General features: G+C 65.5%; 19 protein-coding genes. 12 read left to right on the top strand and 7 right to left on the bottom strand.

Features of this window, described 5'->3' with window-relative positions; all coding sequences use genetic code 11:
• The first annotated feature begins 170 nt into the window (after positions 1-170).
• A complete protein-coding gene (locus AC0Z6F_RS08610) occupies positions 171-1,418 on the top strand; it encodes an arsenic transporter (RefSeq protein ID WP_485617053.1) in 1,248 nt (415 codons plus the stop codon).
• A gap of 26 nt (positions 1,419-1,444) precedes the next feature.
• Here the strand turns inward: AC0Z6F_RS08610 and AC0Z6F_RS08605 are convergent, their stop codons facing one another.
• Positions 1,445-2,596: a serine hydrolase domain-containing protein gene (locus tag AC0Z6F_RS08605; RefSeq protein ID WP_485617051.1), complete on the bottom strand. Its 1,152-nt coding sequence runs from the start codon at positions 2,594-2,596 to the stop codon at positions 1,445-1,447.
• A 104-nt stretch (positions 2,597-2,700) separates the two neighbouring features.
• Positions 2,701-4,353 carry an ABC transporter ATP-binding protein gene (locus AC0Z6F_RS08600; RefSeq protein ID WP_448122988.1) on the bottom strand — a complete coding sequence of 551 codons (1,653 nt, stop codon included), beginning with the start codon at positions 4,351-4,353 and terminating at the stop codon, positions 2,701-2,703.
• A gap of 113 nt (positions 4,354-4,466) precedes the next feature.
• Between AC0Z6F_RS08600 and AC0Z6F_RS08595 the strand changes: the two genes are divergently transcribed.
• The 4 genes from AC0Z6F_RS08595 to AC0Z6F_RS08580 are packed head-to-tail and all read left to right on the top strand — an operon-like array spanning position 4,467 to position 10,407.
• The gene (locus AC0Z6F_RS08595; RefSeq protein ID WP_232273966.1) at positions 4,467-6,857 is read left to right on the top strand and encodes a TonB-dependent receptor plug domain-containing protein; all 2,391 of its coding nucleotides are present in this window, start codon (positions 4,467-4,469) and stop codon (positions 6,855-6,857) included.
• 8 nt (positions 6,858-6,865) lie between these two features.
• Positions 6,866-8,329, top strand: coding sequence for a DUF3526 domain-containing protein (locus AC0Z6F_RS08590; protein WP_485617050.1), 1,464 nt, complete (start codon positions 6,866-6,868; stop codon positions 8,327-8,329).
• Entirely contained in the window at positions 8,326-9,684 is a 1,359-nt protein-coding gene (locus AC0Z6F_RS08585) for an ABC transporter permease subunit (protein WP_485617048.1), read from the top strand. Before AC0Z6F_RS08590 ends, AC0Z6F_RS08585 begins: the two co-directional genes overlap by 4 nt.
• Before the next feature lie 12 nt (positions 9,685-9,696).
• Complete coding sequence (locus AC0Z6F_RS08580) at positions 9,697-10,407, top strand: ABC transporter ATP-binding protein (RefSeq protein WP_012511111.1); 711 nt, start codon at positions 9,697-9,699, stop codon at positions 10,405-10,407.
• On the opposite strand, the gene AC0Z6F_RS08575 is transcribed toward AC0Z6F_RS08580, so the two are convergent.
• The 3 genes from AC0Z6F_RS08575 to AC0Z6F_RS08565 form a co-directional block, all read right to left on the bottom strand.
• Entirely contained in the window at positions 10,404-12,245 is a 1,842-nt protein-coding gene (locus AC0Z6F_RS08575; protein WP_485617046.1) for an asparagine synthase-related protein, read from the bottom strand. The two genes, AC0Z6F_RS08580 and AC0Z6F_RS08575, sit on opposite strands and share 4 nt — an antisense overlap.
• 11 nt (positions 12,246-12,256) lie before the next feature.
• Entirely contained in the window at positions 12,257-12,958 is a 702-nt protein-coding gene (locus AC0Z6F_RS08570) for a lasso peptide biosynthesis B2 protein (protein WP_485617045.1), read from the bottom strand.
• Between the two features lie 75 nt (positions 12,959-13,033).
• Positions 13,034-13,195, bottom strand: a complete 162-nt coding sequence (locus AC0Z6F_RS08565; RefSeq protein WP_175392811.1) for a hypothetical protein — start codon at positions 13,193-13,195, stop codon at positions 13,034-13,036.
• Positions 13,196-13,400: 205 nt separating this feature from the next.
• Between AC0Z6F_RS08565 and AC0Z6F_RS08560 the strand changes: the two genes are divergently transcribed.
• Together AC0Z6F_RS08560 and AC0Z6F_RS08555 are read left to right on the top strand one after the other, a co-directional pair.
• Complete coding sequence (locus AC0Z6F_RS08560; RefSeq protein ID WP_153675667.1) at positions 13,401-14,327, top strand: hypothetical protein; 927 nt, start codon at positions 13,401-13,403, stop codon at positions 14,325-14,327.
• A 632-nt stretch (positions 14,328-14,959) separates the two neighbouring features.
• Positions 14,960-15,481 carry a helix-turn-helix domain-containing protein gene (locus AC0Z6F_RS08555; protein WP_478467697.1) on the top strand — a complete coding sequence of 174 codons (522 nt, stop codon included), beginning with the start codon at positions 14,960-14,962 and terminating at the stop codon, positions 15,479-15,481.
• A gap of 49 nt (positions 15,482-15,530) precedes the next feature.
• On the opposite strand, the gene AC0Z6F_RS08550 is transcribed toward AC0Z6F_RS08555, so the two are convergent.
• Positions 15,531-16,535 (bottom strand): extracellular catalytic domain type 1 short-chain-length polyhydroxyalkanoate depolymerase, encoded by a 1,005-nt coding sequence (locus tag AC0Z6F_RS08550; RefSeq protein ID WP_485617044.1) that lies wholly within the window; start codon positions 16,533-16,535, stop codon positions 15,531-15,533.
• Between the two features lie 221 nt (positions 16,536-16,756).
• Here AC0Z6F_RS08550 and AC0Z6F_RS08545 point away from each other — a divergent pair, with 221 nt between their 5' ends.
• From AC0Z6F_RS08545 to AC0Z6F_RS08530, 4 genes are read left to right on the top strand one after another with little or no spacing between them, the layout of a single operon-like run.
• On the top strand, positions 16,757-18,931 hold the full coding sequence (locus AC0Z6F_RS08545) for a TonB-dependent receptor (protein WP_485617120.1): 2,175 nt from the start codon (positions 16,757-16,759) through the stop codon (positions 18,929-18,931).
• 32 nt (positions 18,932-18,963) lie between these two features.
• Positions 18,964-19,842, top strand: a complete 879-nt coding sequence (locus AC0Z6F_RS08540) for an alpha/beta fold hydrolase (protein WP_100434676.1) — start codon at positions 18,964-18,966, stop codon at positions 19,840-19,842.
• A complete protein-coding gene (locus tag AC0Z6F_RS08535; protein WP_032127252.1) occupies positions 19,839-20,315 on the top strand; it encodes a MaoC family dehydratase in 477 nt (158 codons plus the stop codon). Before AC0Z6F_RS08540 ends, AC0Z6F_RS08535 begins: the two co-directional genes overlap by 4 nt.
• A 36-nt stretch (positions 20,316-20,351) precedes the next feature.
• Positions 20,352-23,687 carry a hybrid sensor histidine kinase/response regulator gene (locus AC0Z6F_RS08530; protein ID WP_448122999.1) on the top strand — a complete coding sequence of 1,112 codons (3,336 nt, stop codon included), beginning with the start codon at positions 20,352-20,354 and terminating at the stop codon, positions 23,685-23,687.
• Between the two features lie 4 nt (positions 23,688-23,691).
• Here AC0Z6F_RS08530 and AC0Z6F_RS08525 read toward each other — a convergent pair whose 3' ends face one another.
• Positions 23,692-24,366: a response regulator transcription factor gene (locus tag AC0Z6F_RS08525; protein ID WP_100434678.1), complete on the bottom strand. Its 675-nt coding sequence runs from the start codon at positions 24,364-24,366 to the stop codon at positions 23,692-23,694.
• 129 nt (positions 24,367-24,495) lie between these two features.
• On the opposite strand from AC0Z6F_RS08525, the gene AC0Z6F_RS08520 reads away from it, so the two are divergent.
• Entirely contained in the window at positions 24,496-26,136 is a 1,641-nt protein-coding gene (locus AC0Z6F_RS08520; protein WP_448123000.1) for a fatty acid--CoA ligase, read from the top strand.
• Positions 26,137-26,198: the final 62 nt, after the last annotated feature.

Genomic DNA, 26,198 nt, shown 5'->3' with positions numbered 1-26,198 from the left:
GTTCGCGGAGCGTGGGTGCCGGGGGTACGCGGCAAGCAGACAAGCATGGGCTGGGCTCCACAGCTCGGGCGCGGCTCACGGAGTATGATGCCGCCTTCCCCGAACTGCCGTGATTGCAGCGGGCGCGCTCCTGCGAGGTACGCGTCGGCGCCGCTGAGACACCCCGCCCGATGCTCGTTTCCTACTCCTCTTTCCTCATCTGGGCGGCCGTGGCCGTTGCCACCGCAGGCCTGCTGTTCCGGCCATTCCGCATTCCGGAGTACGTGTGGGCACTGGGGGCTGCCCTTCTGCTTCCACTGCTGGGAGCGATGTCGTTCGGCGCGACCTTGCACGCGGTGGCCGAGGGCCGCGATGTCTATCTGTTCCTTGTCGGCATGATGGTACTGGCCGAGCTGGCCCGGCGCGAAGGCCTGTTCGACTGGCTGGCGTTGTACGCGGTCCGTCATGCGGGAGGCTCGGGACGACGCCTGTTCGACCTGGTGTTCCTGGTCGGCACGCTGGTGACCGTGTTCCTTTCCAACGATGCCACGGCGGTGGTGCTGACCCCGGCGGTCTACGCCGCCTGCAAGGCCGCCCGCGCCAACCCCCTGCCCTATCTGTTCGTCTGCGCCTTCATCGCCAATGCGGCCAGCTTCGTGCTGCCCATTTCCAACCCGGCCAACCTGGTGGTGTACGGCCAGCACATGCCGCCCTTGATGCAGTGGCTGGCACAGTTCGCGTTGCCGTCACTGGCCGCGATCGGCGCCACCTATCTGGTGCTGCGCTGGGTGCATCGGCGCGAGATCGCGCAGCCGCTGGTGGCGGCACCGGCGCATCGCCCGCTGACCGAAGGTGGTCGGCTCAGCGCGCTGGGCGTGTTGTTCACCGGCACCGTGCTGCTGGTGACGTCCGCACTGAATGGCCCGCTCGGCCTGGCTACGTTCTGCGCAGGCACGCTGAGCGTGGCAGTGGTGGCGATCCGTGAGCGCTGTAGCCCGTTGCCGCTGCTGCGCCATGTGTCCTGGGGCGTGCTGCCATTGGTGGCCGGTCTGTTCGTGCTGGTGGAAGCAGTGGCCCAGACCGGCACCATCCAGTCTGCAGCCAGCGCGCTGCAGGCCGTGGCGCAGGCTTCCCCGCTCCAGGCCAGCTGGCTGGCCGGTGCCGCGGCCGCGCTGCTGAGCAACGTGGCCAACAATCTGCCGGTCGGCCTCGCCGCAGGCTCGCTGGGCCAGATGGCCGACCTGCCGGCACAGACCCGCGCCGCATTGCTGGTCGGCGTGGACCTGGGCCCCAACCTGTCGGTGACCGGCTCGTTGGCCACGATGCTGTGGCTGGTGGCGCTGCGCCGCGAGGGCGAGCATGTCAGCGCGCTCGACTTCCTGCGCGTCGGCGCGCTGGTGATGCCGCCTGCGCTGATCGGGGCACTGTTGCTGCTCTAGTCGGGCGCTGCCGGGCGCCACCCGGACTATGGGGTCTCGCTTGCAGCAATCTTCCCGACCAGGGCATCGATCGCCGCTTCCATGGCATGCGCGGTCTGGTCGCCACTCTGGTTGGTGATCACGAAGATGCCCAGATCGTGCTCCGGCATGATGTAGATGTAGCACTGTGAGCGCGGTACGCCACCGTGGTGGGCATAGTAGACGCCCTTCTGGCGATCGCCGGCGACGATGTTCCAGAAGTAGCCGATGCTGAACTCGTCGTCGAATCTGGCCAGGGCGCGATGCGATTCCTTTACCACCGGCCCATTGGCCAGTTGGAACTGAAGGTACTTCACCATGTCCGGGACGGTTGCTTTGACGTTTCCGGAAGCGCCCCATGGCAACTGCGGCATCGGCGTGGTCGGTACGGGATTGTCGCTGTGATAGCCGGCCGCCAACCGCGGCGCTTCGGCATCATCCAGCCTGATCCGGAGGCCGGTCATCGCCGCGGAGTCGCTGAAGAAGCCACGCAGCAGTGACGCGTAGTCGGTCTTGTAGGCCACCTCCAGAACATGCGCCGCCAGCTCGGTCCCTGCGCTGGAGTAGGCGTACTCCTTCCCTGGCATCCGCGGGATCTGTACGGCGTGCAGGTCCCGGAGGAAATCCGTCTTGCCGTAGTGCGCGTAGAGCGCATTGAGTTCGCCCGGCGTGCGGTGATCGGTAAAGTCCTCCAGTACCGTGTTCGCGCGCTCCGGCAGCATGTTCGGCAGGCCACTGGTGTGCGACAGCAGGTGGCGGACGCGGATGGGTTGGCCCTGGTACTGCAGGTTGGGATAGTCGCCCTGCAGGTACGTGCGAACGTCATCCTCCAGGCCCACCCTGCCTTCCAGCACCGCATTGGCCATCAAGGTGCCGGCCAGCGTCTTGCTCAGTGAGCCGATCTCATAAAGCGTGGCATCGGTCGGCGCGCCGGCTGTACCGGCCACCATATCGCCGCGATGGCGGATGAAGGTCCTGCCCCGATACACCACGCCAATGGAGGCCGAGTGCAGCAAGGGCTGCTCGATCAGGGTCTGCGCAACCTCGTCGATCTCTGCCCCCGGTTCCTTCGATGGCGCCTTCCCGCCCGTGCATCCGGCACCAAGGAGTACGACGGACACGACGAAGGCATGAAACCAACGTCTGTTTCGAACGGTCATCGAAGTGGCTTCCATGCGTTGGCGCTTGAAGGGCGATCAGGAAAGAGCGCCCACGATAGCCGATTGTGGAGGCGAACACGCTGGCTGCGGAGCGCCTCCTGGCCCTAAGCATCGCCCCTGAGATCAATCACCCGATCAGTCGGGCTCACGATACCGCGCCGATGGGTGATGGCCACCACGGTTACATCGTTCGCCAGTGCGCGGATGTGGTCCATGATCTCGCGCTCGGTGGCTTCATCCAGCGCAGAGCTTGCCTCGTCCAGGAACAGGATCGCTGGCTCGCCATACAGTGCACGGGCTATCGCGATGCGCTGGCGCTCACCGCCGGACAACTTCAGGCCACGCTCGCCCACCGTCGTTTCAAGGCCCTCGGGCAGCGCCTCGATCAACGGCAGGATCGAGGCCTTGCGTGCGGCATGCCGTAACCGATCATCATCGCGCGCGCGCCCCAGCAGGATGTTGTCGGCCAGGCTTTCGTTGAGCAGGATGACATCCTGCGGAACCACTGCGACGGCGGCATGCCACGCCGCACGGTCGATCCGGGACAGGTCAACACCATCGACCAGGATCCGGCCACACTGGGGATCGATCGACTTCAGGGCAAGCTTGAACAGGGTCGACTTCCCTGCCCCGGTTGGCCCGATCAGGAAATTGATGCCGCCACGTTCGGCCTCGAAGGACACATCACTTACCCCGCGACCGTTGCCATAGCGGTGGCTGACGCGCTCGAACGCCAGCCGGCCGCTTTCACCCGCAAAGCGCTGGGCGTCGGTTGCCTGTCGCTCCTCGGGCGCCGCCCACAAGGTGGAAAGCGGAGCCAGCATGCTCCACGAGCGCGCGACGTCATCGATCGAACGGGCAATCATCTCGAACGGCATGTTGAGCTGGAGCAGCAGCAAGTTGAACAGGACGATGTCGCCGACGCTCAGGCCGCCGCTCTGGTAGCGCGGCAGCAACAGGTGGAAGGTAACGATGAACTCGACCGCCAGGCCGATGCCCAGCAGTGCAATGAAGCCGATCCGCTGCAGTACGTAGGCGCGCCAGCTGTCGCGCACCTCCTGGGCCTTCTGCTCGAAGCGCTGCACCATCCAGGCGCTGCCGCCGAACTGGCGCAGCGTCTCCATGGCATTCATGGCATTGCCGACGAAGCGCGCGTTCTGCTGCCCGGCCTCGACCGCCGCTTCGCGATGGATGCGTGCACGCCGGGTAGCGATGGCGGAAAGCGTGACGGCTACCGTGCCGTAGGCCAGCACGATGGCCACCACCTGCAGGTTGATCAACGCACCCAACGTTATCAGCGTCAACAGGATCTGCAGCGCACTGGGAATGAAGGCCACCAGCCCCAGCTGCACCACGATCTTCAGCGCGCCACGGCCTTTCTCCCCTGCCACCTGCAGCTCGGCGGCGTTGTAGTCCAGGAAGAAGCTGTTGGTCTTCTTCAGCAGACGGGCGAAGTAGCGGGTACTGGTGATGAAGCCGAGGTTCTCGCCGCTGAGGAACGACAGGTACTGCACCGTGTTCTGCAGGGCACTGCCCGCGCCCAGGATGAAGGCGTAGAGCAGGAATCCCCCCGCCAGGGCACTGGCCCCGTCGATGGGCAACCGGTCGATCAGGCGCGAGAAAAGGTACGGCGCAGCAACGCTGGCCAGGCTGGACAACAGGACACTGCCGGCGATGAGCAGCAGCAGCCTGCGGTCAGCCTTCCAGTACGCGCCCAGGATTTCAGCGACGGGCGGCGGAACAGCAGTCTTCTTCATCGGCCTTGTTCCGGCGTGGACTACACCCTTGAATGATATGCTATAACATATCCATTCAGGAGCGACGTCGCCACGTCGCAGGCCACTTTCGGATGGGATTGATGGACCGGGGAATGACGAACGTATCCGCTGCCATGCCACGCGCGCTCATGGCCCTCAGCATTGCCGCTGCACTGCTGCCCAGCCTGCCCGCACTGGCCCAGAACTCCGGCAATGACCGCGGTTCGAAAGCGGCTGGCGCAGCGCCCCAGGCACCGACTGCGACCCTGGATCAGGTACTGGTGGTCGGCAGCAACATCCGCGATGCCATTGGCGGCGGCGCATCCCCGATCATCGTGATCGACAAGGAGGCCATCGACCGCACCGGCGTGGCTACCGTGCAGCAGCTGTTCGAGAAACTGCCACAGAACTTCGGCGGAGGTGCCAATGGTGCGAACGTCGCCAACCTTGGCGTCGACCGCGATACCGGCAACAACTTCGGCCAGGGCACCGCGATCAACCTGCGTGGCCTGGGAACCGGCACCACGTTGACCCTGATCAACGGCCATCGCGTGACCTCGTCGAACCGCTACCAGTACGTAGACGTCTCGCTGATACCGCTGAGTGCGGTGGAACGCGTTGAGATCCTCACCGATGGTGCCTCGGCCATCTACGGCACCGACGCCGTCGGTGGTGTGGTCAACATCATCCTGCGCCGCGACTTCACCGGGTATGAGACCGCTGTGCGCTACGGCACCGTCACCGCCGGTGGCATGGAGGAGTACCAGGCATCGCAGTCGGCAGGCTGGTCGTGGGATGGCGGCCATGTGCTGGCCAGCTACGAGTTCCTGAAGCAGAGCAACCTGCCGGCGGTGGACAAGGACTTCTCGAAGAATGTGCGGGTCAAACCGTACGACCTTTACCCCGGTTCGAAGCGCCACAGCCTGTATGTGGACGGCGTCCAGCAGCTCAGCGATGTGCTGACCCTGAACGTGACCGGCTCGTTCGCCAAGCGCGAGATGGATACCACCATTTCCGGCACCGCCGACGAAACCCGGCTGTTCCCGCACACGCGGCAGTTCGACCTGTTCGCCGGACTCACGCTGGATCTTCCGCGCCAGTGGCAGGCGCGCCTGAATTCCGGGTTCGGCAGGAGTGACGTTTCCTATCAGCGCACCACCATCACCGGCAGTTCGGCCAGTACGGCGCCACCGACCGATACGAACTCCGAATCCCGCTACCTTGATGTGGTCGCCGACGGCGAGTTGTTCAGCCTGCCCGCCGGGCCGATACGCGCGGCGTTCGGCGCGGGCTACCGCCGCGATGGCTATGAGCTGATCGATCATCGCGGCCTGGAAAAGCCACTCGACCTGCATCGAACGATCAGGTCCGCCTTCGGCGAGCTCAACATCCCGCTGCTGAAGGACATGCCGGGCGTGCGCAGCCTGTCCTTCACTGCGGCAGCGCGCTATGACGATTACAGCGATTTCGGTTCCACGCTGAACCCCAAGCTCGGCCTGCTGTGGGAGGCGACCCAGGGGCTTTCGTTCCGTACCAGCTATGGTCGTTCCTACCGGGCGCCGGTGTACCAGGACATGCAGTTGAACAACACCGTGGTGGTGGCGAACGTGCCCAATCCGAGCGCAGCCAACGGCAACACCATCCTGATGATGCTCTCCAATGGCAATCCCGACCTGGGCCCCGAACGGGCCAAGACCTGGACCGGCGGTTTCTCATTCGCGCCGCCGTCGCTGCCGGGGCTCAAGATCGATGCGAACTACTACCACATCGAATACGCCGACCGGATCGGCAGTGGCTTCGGCGGCAGCTTCCCGTCGCTGTTCCTGCAGTCCACGGCACCCTACGCGGACATCCTGACCAGCAATCCGACCCAGCAGCAGATCCAGCAGGCGCGCCAGCTGGGCATCTCGGGGCTGGGCCTGTTCGTCTCGCGCGTGGGGCCGTATGCGCTGCCACCGGGAACGGACGAAACCAACAGCCGGGTGATCCTGGACAACCGCTTCCGCAACAACGCCTTCACCCAGCAGCGCGGTGTCGATTTCAGCGCCGGCTATGACGTTGATGCCGGCCAGACCCGCATCGCGATGAGCCTGGCCGGGCAGTACATCATCGAATCAAAGCGTCGTGTGACCAGTACGTCACCCGAGGTGGATGCGGTGAATTCGGTGTACTACCCGGTGGACCTCAAGATGCGCGGTGGCATTGCGCTGAGCCGGCAACAGGCCGCGGCGGGCATCTTCGTGAACTACGTGGACAGTTATCGCGACCCCGCCAATGTCGCCCGGCCCCACGTCAGCTCCTGGACGACGGTCGATCTGAACCTCGCCTACCACTTCGGTGCGTCAGCGGACCCGCAGCGTGGCACCTCGCTTGCGTTCAACGTGCAGAACCTGTTCGACCGGGATCCGCCGTTCATCGTCAACAGCATCAACACCGGCTACGACCCCACCAATGCGACAGCGCTGGGCCGCTTCCTGTCCATGTCGCTGACCCACCGCTGGTAGGCCTTCGCATGCGCGCCGGCTTCCCTGCCCTGTCCAGGCCCGCGATGGCGATCCAGCAGACGCTGGGTGTCGCCGCGACCCAGCTCACGCTGATGTGGCGCGAGCGACGCGTGCTGTGGCTCGCTCTTGCCCTGCTGCTGCTCGCGGGTGCATCGGTAGCCAGCGGCGCCGCGCGCCTGTCGATGCAGGCGCACGAGCGCCAGGCGGTGAGTGAAGAAGAAGCGCGGCTCTGGGACAGCCAGGGCACCATCGATCCGCATGCCGCCGCCCATGTGGGCCGAGCCATCCCCGCACCAGTGCGGCCACTGGCGGCGCTGGATCCGGGGCTCACGGATTTCCTGGGGACCTCGGTGTTCATCGAGGGCCACGCGCAGAACCCGGCCCGGCACCGCGCGACGGAGGCTGGCACTGCGCTCAGCCGCTTCGATGGCTTCTCCGCCGCCTGGGCGCTGCAGGTCGTGGCGCCACTGCTGATCATCCTGGCCGGGTTCGCGATGCTGTCCGGCGACGTCGCCCGCGAGACGCTGCGCCAGGAGCTCGGCACCGGTGCCTCGGCCGGCGTGCTGATCGGCGGGCGCTTGATCGCCCTGGCAACCACATCGCTGCTGCTGGTGCTGGCCATGCTGGTGTTCAGTCTTCCCGGCATGGCAGGCCTGCACGGCGGCATGGCGGACCTTGCAGCCCTGTTTGCCATGGCCGCTGCCTACGCTGTGTATCTGCTGGTGTTCTGCGCGCTCACGGTCGGGGTATCGGCACTTGCCAGTTCGGCACGGACGTCGCTGGTAATTCTGCTGGGGTTCTGGGTGGTGTCCACCCTGCTGGTGCCACGGGTGGCGCCGGCGGTGGCCGAGTCGTTGCACCCCACTCCGTCCGCACCCTCGTTCCGGGCCACCGTCACCGAAGAAGCGGAGAACGGCGTGGATGGCCATGATCCGGCAGACCAGCGCCTGGATGCCCTGCGCGCGGCGTTGATGGCCCGCTACCAGGTCGAGAAGGTGGACGACCTGCCGGTGAACTTCCGCGGCGTCGCCCTGGAGTTTGCCGAGGCGAATTCCACGCAGACCTACAACCGCCACTTTGATCGCCTGCATGCCAGCTACCAGCAGCAGGACGCAACGCAGCGCCTGTTCGCCGTCCTTTCCCCAACCCTGGCCCTGCAGTCGTGGTCGCGCGCATTCGCGCGCACGGATTTCTCCGCGCATCTGGCGTTCCTGCGCGGCGTGGAGGACTACCGCTACCGATTGATCCAGGCACTCAACCAGGACGTGAAGCGGCACAAGGCACCGCCGGGCGGGAAACATGTTGCCGATATCGCGACCATCACCCGTTCGGTGCCCTACCGCCCCCAGCAGCAGCGCCTGGCTGACATCTTCGCGGCGCAGGCGGTGAGCTTCGCCATTCTGCTTGCCTGGGTGCTGCTGGCATGCGGCGTGGTCGTGGTGTCGGCGCGGCGCCTGGGAACACGCCCATGAGCGCCTTGTCGATTGCCGGCCATGAGATCCGCCGCCTGCTGCGAGATCGAGCGCTGCCGATCCTGCTGGTGCTGTTGCTGGCGCTGGGTGCCTATGCGGCATGGAATGGCCGGGTGTGGGTCGACCAGCGCGAAACCGCCATCGGCCTGATCAAGGTGGAGGAGCAGCAGACCAGGGACCGCAGCCGGGTCTTCGTCGGCAAGGCGCCCTCGGTGCTGCCTCGTGCGCAGCCGGTGCTGCCGCCCACGGCCATGGCGCCGCTGTCGATCGGCCAGGCGGATGCCTATCCCTATACCGCCGATGTGGTCGCACTGGGCGATCCGACCCAGCTGCTCAAGCATGTGTGGGCCGACATCGGCAATCCCGCGGCACGCGCTGCGGGCCGGTTCGATCTGGCCTTCGTCATCGTCTTCCTGTTGCCGCTGGTCGTCCTGGTGGCCACCTATGACCTGTGGTCCCGCGAGCGCGAGCGCGGCATCGCGGCGCTGGTGCTGTCGCAGCCGGTTGCGGTGGCGCAGCTGCTTGTGGTCAAGGTGCTGGCCCGTGGTGTCGTCGTACTGCTGCCGGCGCTGGCCATCATCCTCGTGGTGGCGGCCTGGTCCGGTGCCCGGAGCGCTGCAGGCCTGGCCATGCTGGCCCTGACCGTGCTCGCCTATGGTGGCTTCTGGCTGGCGCTGGCGCTGCTGATCGGGTGCTTCGCCCGCCGCACCACCGAGGCCGCCATCTCTGCCGGTGCGCTGTGGCTGCTGATCGTGGTCATGGCGCCGTCGATGACCCTGGCCGCGGTGAACCTGATCGCACCACCACCGTCACAGATGCGGTTCGCCACCGAAGTGAAGGCGACGCTTGCCGATATCAGCAAGCGTCAGCAGCGCGAGCACCTCGCTCATCCCGCGCCGCTGCGTTCGCCACCTCCGGTCATCCCCGACGCAGCGCGGCAGGCCTACGCCGACCGGGTCGCCGCCGACCGTGAGCTGGCGCCCCTGATCGCGTCGCATGCACAGGCCGAAGCGGCACGCCGTCGCCTGCTCGACAGGGTGCGGCTGCTGCTGCCGTCTGTGGCGGCACAGGACGCGCTTGATCGCATCGCCGGATCCGACGCCGACCGCGCACTCGCCTTCCAGCAGCAGGTCGACGCGTTCTGGCAGGCACGCCGGCTGTTGCATCAAGGCTATCTGGACCGCGACGCGCCACAGACCCTCGATGAGTACGAGGCACTGCCCCACTTCCAGTTCCACGAAGCAGCCGGCGTCGCCCAGCGCGGTGTCCCCGCCGATCTCGCCGCACTGATCATCGCCACCCTGATTGTCCTGGTTGCGGCCGGTGCGCTGTGTGGCCGGCTGGCAACGCCCTGAGGAGCCTCCCCCATGCTGTCTGCAAAAAACCTGGTCAAGCAACACGGTGCGCATCGGGCGCTGGATGACGTCAGCTTCGAGGTGCGGCCCGGCGAGATCTTCTGCCTGCTGGGCGCCAACGGTGCCGGCAAGTCGACCACCATCAAGCTGTTCCTTGGCTTCCTGAAACCCACCTCCGGCGCAGCCGAGGTGGACGGACTCAGCGTGCACCAGCAACCACAGGAGGTACGCCGCCGGCTGTTGTACATCCCCGAGACCGTGGCGCTGTACGACGAGCTGACTGGCTACGAGAATCTGGACTACTTCGCGCGCCTGGCCGGTGTCGAGGAACGCTCGCCTGCGCGGTTGAAGGACGCACTCAGGTCCGCCGGGCTGGCAACCGACGCATTCGGGCGACGCGTGGGTCTCTATTCCAAGGGCATGCGGCAGAAGGTCGGTATCGCACTGGCCATCGTCAAGGAAGCCAGGGCACTGCTGCTCGATGAACCCACCTCGGGCCTGGATCCTACGGCGTCAGCCGAGTTCCACGAGCTGATCGTGCGGCAGCGTGATCGCGGCACGGCGATCCTGATGGCCACCCACGATCTGTTCCGCGCCCGGGAAGTGGCTACCACGATCGGTCTGATGCGGGCCGGCCGCCTGCGCAGGACGCTGGATGCCAGCACGATCACCGCGAACGATCTTGAGAGCCTGTACCTGGAAGAGATGAGCCGCAGCACCTAGGCCACCGCGGCCGCCTGCGGGCCATGCCCGCCTGACCAGCGCCGCAGCCACGCCTCGATGTTGATCTGCGGGCCGAAGATGCCCAGCACCTGCGACGAGTGGTCCGGGCTGACCTGCTGGATGCCCGCATCGGCCAGCGCGCTGTCGAGATAGCCGCGCTTGGCCAGCATGCCGTCAACCAGCAGATTCCTTATGAACTGCTGGTGCCCCTGGGTGACCGCCACGGAGTGATCATCCAGATAGGATTTCACCTTCCGCGACAGCAGCGCATCCGGTAACAGTCCCTTCATGGCACGCCGCGCGATGGTGCGGTCTTCTGCGTCTGCGATGAGCAGGTTCAGCGGAATGCGCGCGAACAGTTCAACAAGCGGCTGCGCACTGATCGGCGATACACCATGCCAGTGGCCGGCGCCTTCGAACGGATCAAGGACGCTGGTCGGGAACACCATCCGGCCGATATGGGCCAGCTTGTAGGGTGATACGCGATGGCCCTGCGCCTGCGCATGCCGCAACCAGGCCGGCTGCAGACCGTCCTGTTCGGACAGGTCCACCCGCACCCATGGGCAGGGCTTGCCCCAACGGCCATTGATGCTGCCCGGTCGCTTCAGCAGGCCATGCACGGCCGCGTCCTTCAGTACACCGTACAGAGAATCGCCAGACTGCGCGGTTTCGAACGCCACGCGAAAGAACGTCCGGTCGATGCCACGTCGCCAGGCGTAGTCGATCGCAGCGGCATTGCCCTTGAAACGCAGGAACACCGCATCACCACCGACGCCGGTGAACTGCACGGTGTTGCCGTCGAAGTCCACGTCATGGCGATGGAGCAGATAGCCGGAGCAATGCGCCGGCCGAGCCGTGCGCGGGAAGGCCATGATCTCTTCCAGCGCGCAGTGTGGCTGCCGCCGGTACTCGATGAATTCGCAGCGCCTGCCCGAGGATTCAGCAGCCCCCTGCACCGCCATCCGCGCGAACATCCGTTCGTCGGCGCCAATGCCGTCATCGTAGTGATGGATGCATGTCACCTCCGGTGCTGACGGTGCATGCAGCAAGCCGGCCAGGATGATCGACGAATCCAGTCCACCCGACAGCTGCAGCTGGATGCGTCGGTGCTGGCTGGCCAGTGCGGCGATGCACCCCAGCAGCGTGGTACGGGCCAGCGACACGGCCTCTTCCAGATCCTCGATCGGTTGGTCGCGGGCAAGCCGCACCACGTCCCACGGGCAGTACCGGCCCACCGGCTCACCATCACGGATTGAAACCGCCTCGCCCGCTTCGACCGCCGTGACCTCCTGGAAGCCGGTCTGCAGGCCATCACGAAACGGGTACAGCAGCGAGTACGACAGGAAGGACCAGTCGACGCTGAAATCGCGCAGGCCCAGCATCAGGCAGTCTTCCATGTTGGAGAAGACCAACGTCAGCTGACCCACTGTGGTCATGTAGCACGGGATCTCCGCAGCGGGATCGCGCAGGACGAACCAGCTCGAAGTTTCCTGCTGGAAGCCCAGCGCCACGTAGCGGCCCCAGCACCGTTCGACGATGCTGCGCCCCTGGCTGCTGCAGGCGTCGTCCGCTGTTTCGGCATCCAGGTTAACGCACCCAGGCACGGCGCCTGCGCCGAAATCCTTGTGGAACAGCTTGCCGAGTACTACCAGGGAGTTCGCACGGCGGCATTCGAAGTAGCCGTGGTTGTCACTCTGCGCATGGATCGCTGCGCCATTGCCATTCATCACGCAGGCGATGCCGGGCAGCCTGGCGCCGATCCTTTCCACGATCCGTTCCGCCTGCGCCGTCGCGGATTCCGAGTGGGTGTTCCAAAGCACGGCGATGTATCGGTACATGGCAGGTTTCGTTACAGCACCAGAATGGGAACCATCCGGCGCAGGTTGAAGGGAATGTCGGTCAGCACCTGATCGCCATGCTGCAGCCAGCAATGCGCGGCGAACGGCTGGGTTCTGACCGCGAACACCCAGCGCGGCACGATGCCGTACTTCGACAGGAACTCGCGCATCGCCAGGCAGTAGAGAAAGCACTCATCAGTTTTCCTGAAGGCCAGGGGTCGTAGCCAGTCGAACACCCGGACCCGCGACGCCAGTTCTTCGATGCTCACATGCGTGCCGTGGTGGTGATCCGCTCGACGGCGCTCGGCAGACACCGTGGCACTGAAAGGAAGGAATGTTCTGCTGCAGGCGGCATGGGCACACGAGACAATGAAACGACGCAGGTCCCGCGCCATGATCGGTGGACGGCCGCGAGGTGCGCCCTCGCGCACCCAGTGCCGTGGCAGCGTAATGGCAGGGCTGGCGGCGGATTTGCCCTGCAGCGGGTCCGCCGTGATCAAGCGGCGGTCGATCAGGGCCTGCAGAAGCGTGGGTATGCTTGCGCCATCGGGCCGCAGCGGCCAATCGAGAATGAGGTGGCCAAGGCCCGCGGCGCCGCGTCTTTCAAGGGAAAGATACTTACCCGTGGCCTGGTCCAGGATCACCATGGCATCGCCGGTGACACAGACGTGCGCGTGCTTTGACAGGAAGTACGGGGCGGCTGCCTGCTCCATCATGCGCTCCTGCGCCGGAACCGGAGAAGCGGTGCATGCAGAGCATGCACCGCAGATGCGACGTTGTGCGGAAGATCAGGGCGACGTGGTCGGGAACACGCCATCCCACAACGTGCCATGGTTGTGCGCCTTCGTTTCCGAAACCACCGAGCCCAGCTCGACCAGTTCGCCACCCGCACCCTGATCCTCAGGGTTCTGCTGTCCTGCCACTACACCCAGCTCAATCAGCTCGTTCATGAACATCTCCTCTAGTCAGTGGATGTATCCATGCGTTGCGTTGGATCGCGTTGCATTGGATACGGAGCAGCCAAGCCACCATCGCCGCCACATTGCGGGGCGATTGCCGCCAAGGCATCGGAATGTTACGATATAACATATTATTTTGGCGTGACGAACGACGCCAACGGCCCGCTGTCGATGCGACCCATGAAAGGCAAGAGGGATGAACACCGAAATCAGTGCTGACGGGCTGGATCCCACGCTTCTGCTGAAGGGGATGTTTCCCCTGCCGAAGTTCATCCGCTTTGTACGGGAGCGTTGCCCACCGGGACGCTTCGACGAGGCTGCGCTGGTGGAGGACTGGCGGACGGCTCGTGCCGAGGTGCTGCGGCTGCAGCGGGAGGAAGCCGGTGAGGCCGACGCCATCAATGTCCATGCGTTGGCGGATGAGATGCTGCCGCTGGCTGAGCAGACGCTGCGACAACCCTCGATGCACCGGATGACGAGTGTTCTGCCACGCAGTTGGCAGATGGTCGAGATCGATCGACTGGTGATCTTCCAGGAGTGCATCAACCTGCGTCACATCGATCAGTTGGCGGCATCCCTGACCGCCTCGCCCACCGCGCAGGAGGTCATGCAGCTTGTCGCCCGCAGCGGCAGCCATGCACATCCGGAAGTGCGGTTCACCCAGTCCGATGGCAGCTACACGTTCGCGTCCACCTCGAACGACCTGCGCTTCCTCGACGTGGCGACCCTCGATCCGGCTGCCATCGCCAACTATGAACCATTCGGCGCAGCCAGCCACGCCGTCGTCATCTATCTGGGTTTCAGTGACAACCTGATCAGTGCCACCCGGTTCGGCAACCGCACGGTCCTGACCAACGGCTCCCACCGCCTGTACCTGCTGCGCAAGCTCGGCTTCCGCCATGCACCCTGCATCGTGACCGATGCCACCGACAGCGATCTCAGCGAGGTTCTGCTGCCGGCGGCGGTCAAGCAGGATCGCGGGTTCTACCTGTCTTCCCCGCGTCCGCCGCTGTTCAAGGACTATGTCGATCCTCGCCTGACCTGCGTCGTGCCGGTCACCCGCAAGCACTACGCTCTGAGGGCCAAGCTCGACCTGCAGAGGATCACGGTTCCGGCGCTGTAATCCTGGGCCGAACCCTCCCTTCCCTGGGGCCACGTCGACAGAGATGGCCGGATTGGTGAATCACCTGGCGGAACTGTCGAATGACGCCTGCGGGCTTGCCGCATACGCTTCCCATCCTCAACAAGAGAGGATGTCAGCGTGATTGAACAGCCACGGACCACCGAAACCACAGGAAAGGACGCGCCGATCGTCCATGTCCTGATGGGACTGATCTGTATCTGGCACAGGCGCGAAGCGGTGTCGGCACGCGATGACGAGTAAGCGCCGCCGTACTGCCCGGCGTAGCTCTGAGTCGTAGGTCCGGCGTGGAGATTTCGATTGCGGGGCTGAGCGAGGTTGGGCCCGACTATCCGGACCGTGTCGATCTTCCGGTGATGGTGCTTGGGCTGGACCCCATTCCAGATGCCTGGCAGATGCCCTTCCATGCGCACCGGAAGGCACAGCTGCTGGTTGCCACGCGCGGCTTGATCATGCTGGAGACTGCAGCCGGCCTGTGGGTGGTTCCCCCACAGGGTGCGATCTGGATTCCCGGTGGCCTGTCCCATCGGGCCAGCAGCAGTGGGCGGCCGCACGGGTTCGTGGTGTTCGTGGAACCCGGTGTCGTGCCGGGGCTGCCGACGCACTGCGCTGCAATGGCGATCACCCCGTTCATGCAGGCCCTGCTGGAGCGGGCGTCCGCCCTTCCCGGGCACTACGAGCCCGGCAGCGCGCAGGACCGCCTGATGGCCGTGTTCCTGGATGAGCTGATCGCCGCGCCACCGGAGTGGCTCCATCTGCCCATGCCATCCGATGCAAGGTTGCGCCGGCTTGCCAACGCAATGCTGGACACGCCAGCCGAACGGGCAACGCTTGAAGTCTGGGCGAGCCGGATTGGAATGAGCGAGCGCAACATGTCGCGCCTGTTCTCTGGAGAAACCGGTTTAAGCGTAAGGCGCTGGCGCAGGCAGCTGCATGTTGTGGTCGCGCTGCCGCTGCTGGCCAAAGGCAGGACAGTACAGGCCGTTGCGGACCACCTGGGCTATGACAGTGCCGGAGCGTTCGTGACCATGTTCCGCAAGACCGTGGGTGCGCCGCCCAAGCGTTTCCTGGCGGAGCGAGGCACTCGGCAGCGGGCATCGGACGCCGACGATCAGCGGCCGCAGGAGCCACGTTGACGGATGCGGGAGCGCGTGGCTCCCGCAACGGCAAGGATTGTCCTTCCCCTCAGCGCTGGTAGTCCTTCAGGAACAACCAGGTGATCAGCGTGGCATCCGGTCCCTTCGGGTCGGTGAACGGCAGGCCGGACTGGCTGCCGCTCCAGGCATGCCCCATGCCCTGCACCACGTAGTGCTGCACCAGCGTCCTGCCACCATAGGCATAGGTGTCCACGGTGTACGCGCGCCCACCCGGTACCTGCCCCTGGTAGGTGCTGGTCGGCAGGTACTTCACCGAATCGTTGTCCAGGCCATCGTCGGCCAGGTCATTGGTCTGCAGGAACTGGCGCACGGCCTGCTGCCCGTTCACCGGATTGACGGTGAGATCGGCGCTGCCATGGAACACCAGCACCGGGATCGGACGCGGCGATGGCGAGCCCGAACACTGCCAGGCCAGCCGGCCATTGCTGTCAGGCGAATAGATGCTGCCGGCCAGCAACGCATAGGCGCTACCGGAAATCGTGGTTGCGCCCTTGAACATGCCGCCGGAATGGATGGCACCAGCGGCGAACACATCCGAATAGCAGGCCAGCATGATCGAGGTCATCGCGCCGCCCGCGGAAATGCCGGTGACATAGACACGGTGCGGATCCACGCTGTAGCCCGCTTTCACCTTGTCCACGATGCCGGCCAGGATCGAGGCTTCGCCGCTGTCGCGGGCCTGGTTGATCGGCAGCTGCCAGTTCCAGCAGCGGGCCGGATTGGAGGTGACGTTCTGCCGGGGGTAGACCACGATGAACCCCTCCGTGTCGGCCACATCATTGAAGCCTGACGCCTCGCCCATCAGGTTCGGCCCGGTCACACAGCCATGCAGCACCAGCAGCAGCGGCAGCGGCTGGCTGTCGTCATAGCCGGCCGGCACCCATACCTGGTACTCGCGGGCGCCGAACAGATTGCCGTAAAGGCCGATATCCCAATGACCGGCCGGGCCAGCGGCAACCGCGCTGCCCGCCATCGCCAGCCAGCTGCACAACACCAGCAGTACCGCCTTGATCGAATCGATTCCGGATTTCATGGCCAGATCCTCGTGCGTGAGTCGTGGATGAAGGAGTACCGGGGACCGCTTCCGGTTGGGGGCGCGCCCAGTATCCGCATCCACGGGCCGCTGCCGACTGGACCTAGGTCCACTCGCTGCTTGCCCATGACACCGCTAGCCTTGGCTGCAGGGGTGGCAATGGGCCATCCGCACGCTCATGCCTGGGGGAGGACCGAATGAAACGGAATTGTTTGAGTCTCATGATCGGCGCGCTGCTGGCCACGGGGCCGGTACTGGCACAGGAGGCGCCACAGCCGGCGCCAGCGGCAGGCAGGACGGCTTCACCCACCAATCTGGACAGCATCAAGGTCACCGCACGCAAGCGCGAGGAAACCCTGCAGGAAGTACCGGTGGCGGTCACCGCGTTTACCTCCGAAGCGCTGGACAGGATGAACGTCCAGGATCTCAGCGACCTCGATGCGCAGGTGCCCAACCTGACCATCTACGCCGCACGCGGCGCCAGCAGCACCGTTACCGCCTACATCCGTGGCGTCGGCCAGTCCGATCCCACCTGGGGCGCGGACCCGGGCGTCGGCATCTATCTGGACGATGTCTACATCGCACGTCCGCAGGGCGCGCTGCTCGATGTGTTCGACGTCTCGCGCATCGAGGTCCTGCGCGGCCCGCAGGGCACGCTCTACGGCAAGAACACCATCGGCGGCGCGATCAAGTACATCTCGCGCGGCCTGCCCACCCAGACCGAGGGCTTCGCCCAGATCACCGTGGGCAACTACAGCCAGCTGGATGCGAAGGCGGCCATCGGCGGCCCGATTGGCGGCGCCGACAGTGGCCTGCGCGCCCGTGTGGCGGTGGCCAGCATGAACCACGACGGGTTTGGCGAGAACACCTTCAACGGCCAGCCGGTCAGCGACAAGCAGATCAATGCCGCACGACTGAACGTCGGCGCGTACGCGGGCGATGACTTCGACGTGCAGTTCGCACTGGACTGGATCGATGACCAGTCCGGCATGCGCGGTTCGAAGATGCTGGCGCCCAATCCGTTCCTGCGCGCATACCCGCCGATGGACAGCCGCTATGACATCCGCTCGGGCATGCGCAACCTCAACAACGTGGAGAGCAAGGGTGCCTCGGCCACGGTGAACTGGCGGCCGAACGACGACATTGCACTGAAGTACGTGGTCGCCAAGCGTGAATCGGACAGCGAGGCCAACATCGACTTCGATACCGCGCCGGTCAAGCTGGCCGACGTGGGTGGCACCTATCACGACGACCAGGTCAGCAACGAAGTGCAATTGAACTACGATGCCGGCGGCCGGGTGCGCGGTGTGGTCGGCCTGTACCAGTTCAGTGGCGAGGCGGGCGGCCAGATCCAGAACAACTACTTCAGTGCGCAGTTCGCCGACAACCAGGGCAAGGTGTTGACCGACAGCATCGCGCTGTACGCGGACTGGACCTTCGACCTGACCAGCAAACTCAAGCTGGATGTGGGCGCCCGTTACACCGACGAGAACAAGCGCGCGATCGTGCTGAACCGCCTGTACGCCGACCCGGGTTTCAGCCGGCCGGTGGCGGTGACCGCGGACTTCGACAAGAAGACCAACTTCAAGAACGTCTCGCCCAAGGTCTCGCTGGACTACCAGATCACTCCGGACATCATGGTCTACGGCCTGGCCACGCGTGGCTTCAAGTCCGGTGGCTACAACATCCGCGCCAACGCTGTGGCCGTGCCACGCTCGGCCGAGCCGTTCGACGACGAGACCGTGGACAGCTACGAGGTCGGCAGCAAGATGGCCTTCCTCGACCAGCGCCTGTTCCTCAATCTGTCGGCCTTCTACAACAAGTACAAGGACATCCAGTTGTCGGTGTTCACCGGCCTGGATACCAATGGCGATGGCGTCGATGACTCCTTCTTCGGTGATTTCACCAATGCCGGCGCAGGTACGGTCAAAGGCCTGGAAGTCGAGTACCAGTACCTGCCCAGCCAGCACTGGCTGATTTCCGGCAACCTGGCGTGGCTGGATACCAAGTACGACGAGTACATGGATCGTGGCGTCAATGTGGCCAAGCAGATGAAGTTCACCAATGCACCGGAATTCTCCGGTGCGTTCAACGTGGAGTACCGCACCGAGCTGGCCAATGGCAGCAACCTGTCGGCACGGGTGAGCTACAGCTACCAGAGCGAAGTGTGGCCGACCACTGATCTCAGCCCGGTGATCCGCCAGCAGGGTTACGGGCTGGTCAATGCCGGCGTCATCTGGCGCCTGGATGATGCGTGGACCTTCTCGCTGCAGGGCACCAACCTGGCCGACAAGGAATACCGCACCACCGGCTACAACATCCCGGCGGTCGGCACGCTGATTGGCTTCTATGGTCCGCCACGCCAATATAGCCTCAGCGTCCGTTACGATTTCTAGCGCATCCGTTACGATCTCCAGGAAGCTTCTGCATGACGCAGTCTTACGACGACCTGTACTGGAACAGCAATGATGGGTTGCGCCTGCACGCGCGCGACCATGCACCCGATGCGGGGCAGGCAGCGCGTGGCACGGTGGTCTGCATTCCCGGGCTGACCCGCAATGGCGCCGATTTCGATGCGCTTGCCGATGTGCTCACCGCCGAGGGCTGGCGCGTGATCGCGGTCGACCTGCGCGGTCGCGCAGGGTCGGAACGCGCATATGACCCGTCCAGCTACAACCCGCGTGCCTATGCGGATGACATGGTTGCGCTGCTGCGCTCGCAGAACATCGCCAAGGCGGTATTCGTCGGCACCTCGCTGGGCGTGCTGGTGACCATCACCCTTGCCTCGCGCGCGCCCGAGCGGATCGCGGCCGCGGTGCTCAACGATGCCGGCCCCAAGGTGCCGCGTGAGGCGCTGGCACGGATCGGCAAGTACGCCGGCAAGCCGGTGCCGCCGATGGACCTGGTGCAGGCCACCGCTTACGTGGAATCCATCGGCAAGGCCGCGTTCCCTCGCTTCAGTACCGACGACTGGCGGCAGATGGCGGTGCGCACCTTCCGCCCGCGCAGCGATGGGCTGCTGGAGCTGGATTACGATCCGGCCGTGATCCGAACGACACGTCCCTGGCTGCTGTGGTTGCTGCGGCCGGTGCTGTGGCGTGCGGTTCGTGGGCTGACCGCACGGGTGCCGGTACTGGTGGTGCGCGGTGCGCTGTCCGACATCCTGCCGGCCGATGTCGCGCGGCAGATGGCGGCCACCTCGGAAAGTGCCCGCCTGGTGGAAGTGCCGGATGTGGGACACGCTCCGATGCTGTCCGAGCCAGAGGCACGTGACGCGATCCTGACCTTGCTGGAGCGTGTGGCGTGAGTGCGGAGAGCAACCTGCCTCCCGCGCTGCAGGCGTTGCAGCAGTGGGCGGCCAGCGAGCGGGTGAGTGGCGTGACCCACGTGGACCAGGCGCGCATCGATGCCTTTGCCGACGCCACCGGCGACCACAACTGGATCCACGTCGATCCAGGCCGCGCGCAGACGCAGCTGCCGGGCGGGCAGACCATCGCGCACGGCTTCCTGCTGCTCTCGCTCACCGTGCAGGACGATGTGGCCGCCCTCACCGGCTTCCCCGGCATCGCCCATGTGCTCAACTACGGCCTCAACAAGGTCCGCTTCCTGGCGCCGGTACCCAGCGGGTCCGGGGTGCGGGTACGCTCGCAGCTGCTGTCACTGGACGCGCGCCAGCCGGGCCAGTGGCTGCTGACCCAGCGCAAGGCCGTCGAGCGGGTTGCCGATGGCGAGCTGGCACTGGTCGCTGAGCAGCTGTCACTGATCGTGGTCGCTCCCTAGCACCACCCTGCCCGGTTCTCTCCCTACACTGGAGCGATGTTGACGCCCTCCATCGTCCTCTTCGCCTGCATTGCATGGACCGCACTGCTGTTTGGCGTGGCGCTGTGGGGTGAGCGTCGGGGGCACCGGCTTTCGAAGGCATGGCCGCTCATCTATGCGCTGTCGCTGGCCGTGCACTGCACCGCCTGGACCTACTACGGCGCGGCCTCGCAGGGACTGCAATGGGGCTTCCCGATTCCACCCACCCTGGCCGGCATGGCGTTGATCTTTGCGTTCGGCCTGCCCTTCCTGCTCCGCCTGGGGCGGCTGGCCAAGCAGCACAACAGTGCCACCATCGCTGATCTGGTCGTCGCACGACTGCGTGCCGATCGCGGCCTCGGTTTCACCATCACCCTGGTGGCACTGTTCGGCATCATTCCCTACATCGCCCTGCAGTTGAAGGCTGTCAGTCAGGGCCTGGGCGCGCTGCTGGGCGATCGTTTCGCGCCTGCTGCCGCGCAGCTGGACATGTCGTTCTGGTTCGCCCTGACAATGGCGGCGTTCACCCTGCTGTTCGGTGCACGCAAGGCATCGGCCACCGAGCCCAATCGTGGCATCGTGGTCGCCCTGGGGCTGGAGTCGGTATTGAAGCTGGTGGCGCTGCTCGCCATTGGCCTCTATGCGGCGCTGTCGGTGCGCCAGGCGGACACGCCGCTGCTGGAAAAGATGGCGCAGCTGCCGCCACCGGCCATCATGCCGGACTATCTGACCATGGTCGCGCTGGGGGCGATCTCCGCGTTTACCCTGCCGCACCAGTTCCATGTCGGCGTGGTCGAGCTGCGCCAGACCTCGGACCTGAAGACGGCGCGCTGGCTGTTCCCGGTCTACCTGCTGCTGATCGGGCTGCCGTCGGTGCCGATGGCGCTGGCCGGTACCGCGCAGCTGCCCGCATCGGTGTCGCCCGACCTGTACGTGCTGGCGCTGCCGCAGGCCGGTGGCCACCACCTGCTGGCCTTGCTGGCTTACCTGGGCAGCCTGAGCGCCGCCACCGGCATGATGATCCTGTCCGGGCTGACCCTGTCGATCATGCTCGGCAACCATGGTTTGGGTTCGAGGCTGCTGGAAGGCATTGCCGGTGGCGCGGCGGCAGCTGACCTGCGTCCACGCGTGCTCGCCTTCCGCCGTGCCGGGATCCTGGCCGTGTTCCTGATGTCGTGGCTGTACAGCCGCGCGATGAGCGACACCGAGGCGCTCAGCGATTTCGGCCTGATGTCATTCACTGCCCTCTCGCAACTGGCACCGGCGGTGCTGCTTGCGGTATATCGCCCACGCACGCCCTCCCCGGCCATCATTGCCGGCATCGTGCTGGGTTCGCTGGCCTGGTTGTGGCTGGTGCTGTTGCCGATGGTGATCCCCGCCGCGCCGGCGTCGACCGCCCCCGACGGACTGCATTGGTTGGCCGTGGTCTCGCTGCGCCCGCAGCCGGGCCATATCGCCATCAGCATGGGCGCCAGCCTGGCGGTGAACCTGCTGACGGTTGCGCTGGTGTCGCGCGCGGTGCGCCCTTCGTTGCCGCGACGACGGGATGCGGTGGCGGCCGCCTCGCTGCGCAAGACGGCCGGGCGCTTCCTCGGCCAGGAACGTGCCCGGCAACTGATGGACGGGCATGCCGGGCAATTGCTGGATGACGACCGGGTCATCACCATCGAACGCGAACTGACCGCTGTGGTCGGCGCGGGCATGGCGAGGCTGCTGGTGGAGGCCGCTCGCGACGGCGGTACTGCACCACTGGATGCGGTGACCCGTGCCGTGGGCGAAGCCACCCAGGTGCTGCGCTTCAACCAGCGCCTGCTGGAAGCTGCGTTGGAGAACATGAGCCAGGGCATCAGCGTGGTCGATGCACAGCTGCAGTTGGTGGCTTGGAACAGTCAGTACGCTGCGTTGTTCAAGTTTCCACCCGAGCTGCTACAGGTAGGTCAGCCGGTGGTCAACCTGACGGCATGGGCGCTGGACGAGCTGAAGATCGGCGACGGCCCCGGCGACTCCCGCGACAAGGCCTTGCAGCGCCGCGTGGCACACATGCGGCGCGGCACGCCGCATCTATCCGAACGGATCTTTCCCGACAACACCATCGTCGAGATCCGTGGCAATCCGATGCCCGGCGGCGGCTACGTGGCCACCTTCACCGACGTTACCGCCTTCCGGCGTGCCGAGGAAGCGCTCAAGCGCAGCAACGAAACCCTGGAGCGCCGCGTGCAGGACCGCACCGCACGGCTGGAACAGGCGGTGCACGCCGCCGAACGCGCGAATGTTGCGAAAACCCGCTTCCTGACTGCGGTCGGTCACGACCTGATCCAACCGCTGCATGCGGCACAGCTGTTGACCGATGCGATGTCACAGCACATCGAATCGGAGTTCCTCGACAGCTTCCTGCGCCAGATCCGTGGTGCGCTGGACTCCACCGATGACCTGCTGTCCGGGCTGCTGGATATTTCCCGGCTGGAAGCCGGTGGTCTGGTCGCCGATCCACGCCCGTTCGCGCTGTCGACCGTGCTCGATCCGCTCGCGCAGGAGTTTGCGGTGCTGGCGGCGGCGCGCGGGCTGCAGTTCCGCTACCTGCGGACCCGTGCCTGGGTCCACAGCGATCCGCTGCTGCTGCGCAGGGTGCTGCAGAACTTCCTGGCCAACGCCATCCGCTACACCCGCCATGGCGGCGTTCTGCTGGGCGTGCGCCGCCATGGCCAGGCACTGCTGGTTGGCGTGCATGACAGCGGCCCCGGCATCGCGCCTGAGCAGCAGGCGATCGTGTTCGAGGAATTCCATCGCGGCGACCGCAGCAACGGCCAGGGGCTGGGGCTGGGCCTGACCATCGCGCAGCGCATCGCCGAGCTGCTGCATGCGCCGCTGCAGTTGCGCAGCGTGCTCGATCACGGCTCGGCGTTCTCGATCAGCGTGGTGCGGGCAGCACCGCCGGCAGCCCCGCGCACGGAGCCCACCGCAGCGGGCACCAGCACCATCAAGGGCATCCGCGTGCTGGTGGTCGACAATGACGCGGACGCGCTGGAGGCGATGCGGCAGATGCTGCTGGCCTGGGGCTGCGAAGTGATCGCGGTGCGTGCGGCAAGCGAGATCGGCGCGTCGGCTCATGCGGCCGCGTTATGGTTGTTCGACTATCACCTGGATGATGGCGATACCGGCGTGGCGCTCTGGCAGCGGCTGCAAGCCGAGCATGGGCAGCGGCCGACAGTGATTCTCAGCGCCGATACCGGCAGCGATACGCGCGAGGCGGTGCGTGCGGCAGGGCTTTCACTGTTGAACAAGCCCTTCAAGCCACTGGCGCTGCGCTGGGCGATCAACCATCTGCTGGCAGCACCTGGCACAGCAACATCCTGAGAGATCAGGTGTCCTGGGTACCTTCAATCTGCCGGGACGGATCGGCCAAACCCATTTCGTGCAGCACGCGGATCGCCTGTGCACGGTTGCGCACTCCCAGCCGCTCCATGATGCGGGTCATGTGCGCCTTGACGGTGCGCAGCTGTACACCCAACCGGTCGGCGATCTGCTTGTTGAGCAGCCCTTCGGCTACCAGGCTCAGCACCTTGTACTGATGTGCGGACAGGCTGGACAGGCGCGCAGCGAGGTCGGCATCCTTGCTGAACGACGCAACCCGCGCCACTGGCTCACGCAGCAGTGCAGGAATCCAGCGTTCGCCCTCCAGTACCGACTGCAGCGCGGACTGCAGCTCGTTCAGTCCAGAGCTCTTGGGCAGGTAGCCGGCCGCGCCCAGGTCGACCGCACGACGGATCACCTGCGGCTCTTCATTGGCCGAGACGATGATGATCGCCAGCCCCGGCTGCAATGCACGGATGGTCGCAAGGCCGGCAAGCCCATGATTGCCGGGCATGTGCAGGTCCAGCAGCATCAGGTCGATCTGCTGGTGTTCCAGGACTTCGAGCACGCTGTCCAGCGAGTCGGCCTCGCTGATCTGCAGATCGGCCACTGCCTCTTCGGCCGCACGATGCAGTGCCGCGCGGAACAAGGGATGGTCATCGGCGATGAGCAGGGTCGGCATGTCCAGGCGAGAGTAGCAAATCGTCCGCGGTTGGACAGGGGTACCTAGGTACGCTGGCGCGCTCAGGCGGGATTGCTAGTGTGGACGAATGAAGACCGGCCACTGACAGGCCACCCACGAGGTCACCCCATGTCATTCGCTCCCGATGCCTCTGCCTATCCGCTGCTGATCAAGCAACTGCTGCACACGCCGCTTGCGGTGAATCCTGACCAGGAGATCGTCTACGGCGATTCGGTCCGCTTCGACTACCGCACCCTGCAGGCGCGCATCTGCCAGTTGGCCGGACTGCTGACTTCGTTGGGGGTGAAGCACGGCGATACGGTTGCGGTGATGGACTGGGACAGCAACCGCTATCTGGAAGCGTACTTCGCCGTGCCGATGATCGGCGCGGTGCTGATGATGGTGAACGTGCGCCTGGCGCCCGAGCAGATCGCCTATACGCTGAACCACAGCGGTGCACGGGTGATCCTCGCCAACCGTGAGTTCCTGCCGATACTGGAAGGCATCGACGGACAGTTGCCAGACCTGCGCACGCGCATCCTGCTGGACGATGCCGGCGGCCCGTTGCCAGACGGTTTCGTGACCGAGTACGAAGCCGGTCTGCGGGCTGCCACTGCGACCACCGATTTCCCGGACTTCGACGAGAACACCCGCGCAACGGTGTTCTACACCACCGGCACCACCGGCCTGCCCAAAGGCGTCTACTTCAGCCATCGGCAACTGGTCCTGCATTCGCTGGCAGGGATGGCGGCGCTGGGCAGCGCGGCCAGCCAGGGGCGCCTGCACCGCGGTGATGTCTACATGCCGATCACCCCCATGTTCCATGTGCACGCCTGGGGCCTGCCGTATGTGGCGACACTGCTGGGCATCAAGCAGGTCTACCCCGGCCGCTATCTGCCAGCCAGCCTGCTGGCATTGATCGCCCGCGAGAAAGTGACCTTCTCGCACTGCGTGCCGACCATCCTGCATATGCTGCTGGAGCACCCGCTCGCGGCGGAGACGGACCTGGGCAACTGGAAGGTGATCATCGGCGGCGCGGCCCTACCGCGGGCATTGGCGCAGCGGGCACTGGCACGCGGCATCGACATCTTCGGTGGCTACGGCATGTCCGAGACCTGCCCGCTGCTGACCCTGGCGCAGATCGATGCGGATGCCGTGACCGATACGGATGAGGTTCTTTCGCTGCGCACCAAAGCCGGCATTCCGGTACCGCTGGTTGACCTGCGCATTGTCGATCCAGACATGAAGGATGTGGCACACGATGGCATGGCTACCGGCGAGGTCGTGGTGCGGGCGCCCTGGCTCACCCGGGGTTACCTGCACAATCCGGAAGCATCGGCGGCATTGTGGGCAGGCGGCTACCTGCACACCGGGGACATCGGCAACATCGACAGCGGCGGCTACCTGCGCGTGACCGACCGCATCAAGGATGTGATCAAGACCGGTGGCGAGTGGATCTCATCGCTTGCGCTGGAGGACATCATCGCGCTGCATCCGGCGGTCAGCGAGGTCGCGGTGATCGGTATCAGCGACACGAAATGGGGCGAGCGCCCATTGCCGCTGGTGGTCAGGCAGCCGGGCAGTGAAGTAAGCGAGGCAGAGATCATCGAACTGATCGCAGCCCGTAGCCGCGCCGGGGATATCTCACGTTATGCGATTCCGGAGCGGGTCAGTTTCGTGGATTCGATCGAGCGCACCAGCGTGGGCAAGATCAACAAGAAGAAGCTGCGGGGGTTACATGATGCGGGGTCAGGCCTGGGCCGCGACTGAGGGGCTTGAGCCTACCTGGCAGCTTGCCTCGGCTCGCAAACGGCGGGAACATTGGTTGTATT

Source organism: Stenotrophomonas sp. 1L-E-5-B-C3, assembly GCF_057292075.1.
This window is presented reverse-complemented; position numbering and strand designations above follow the sequence as displayed.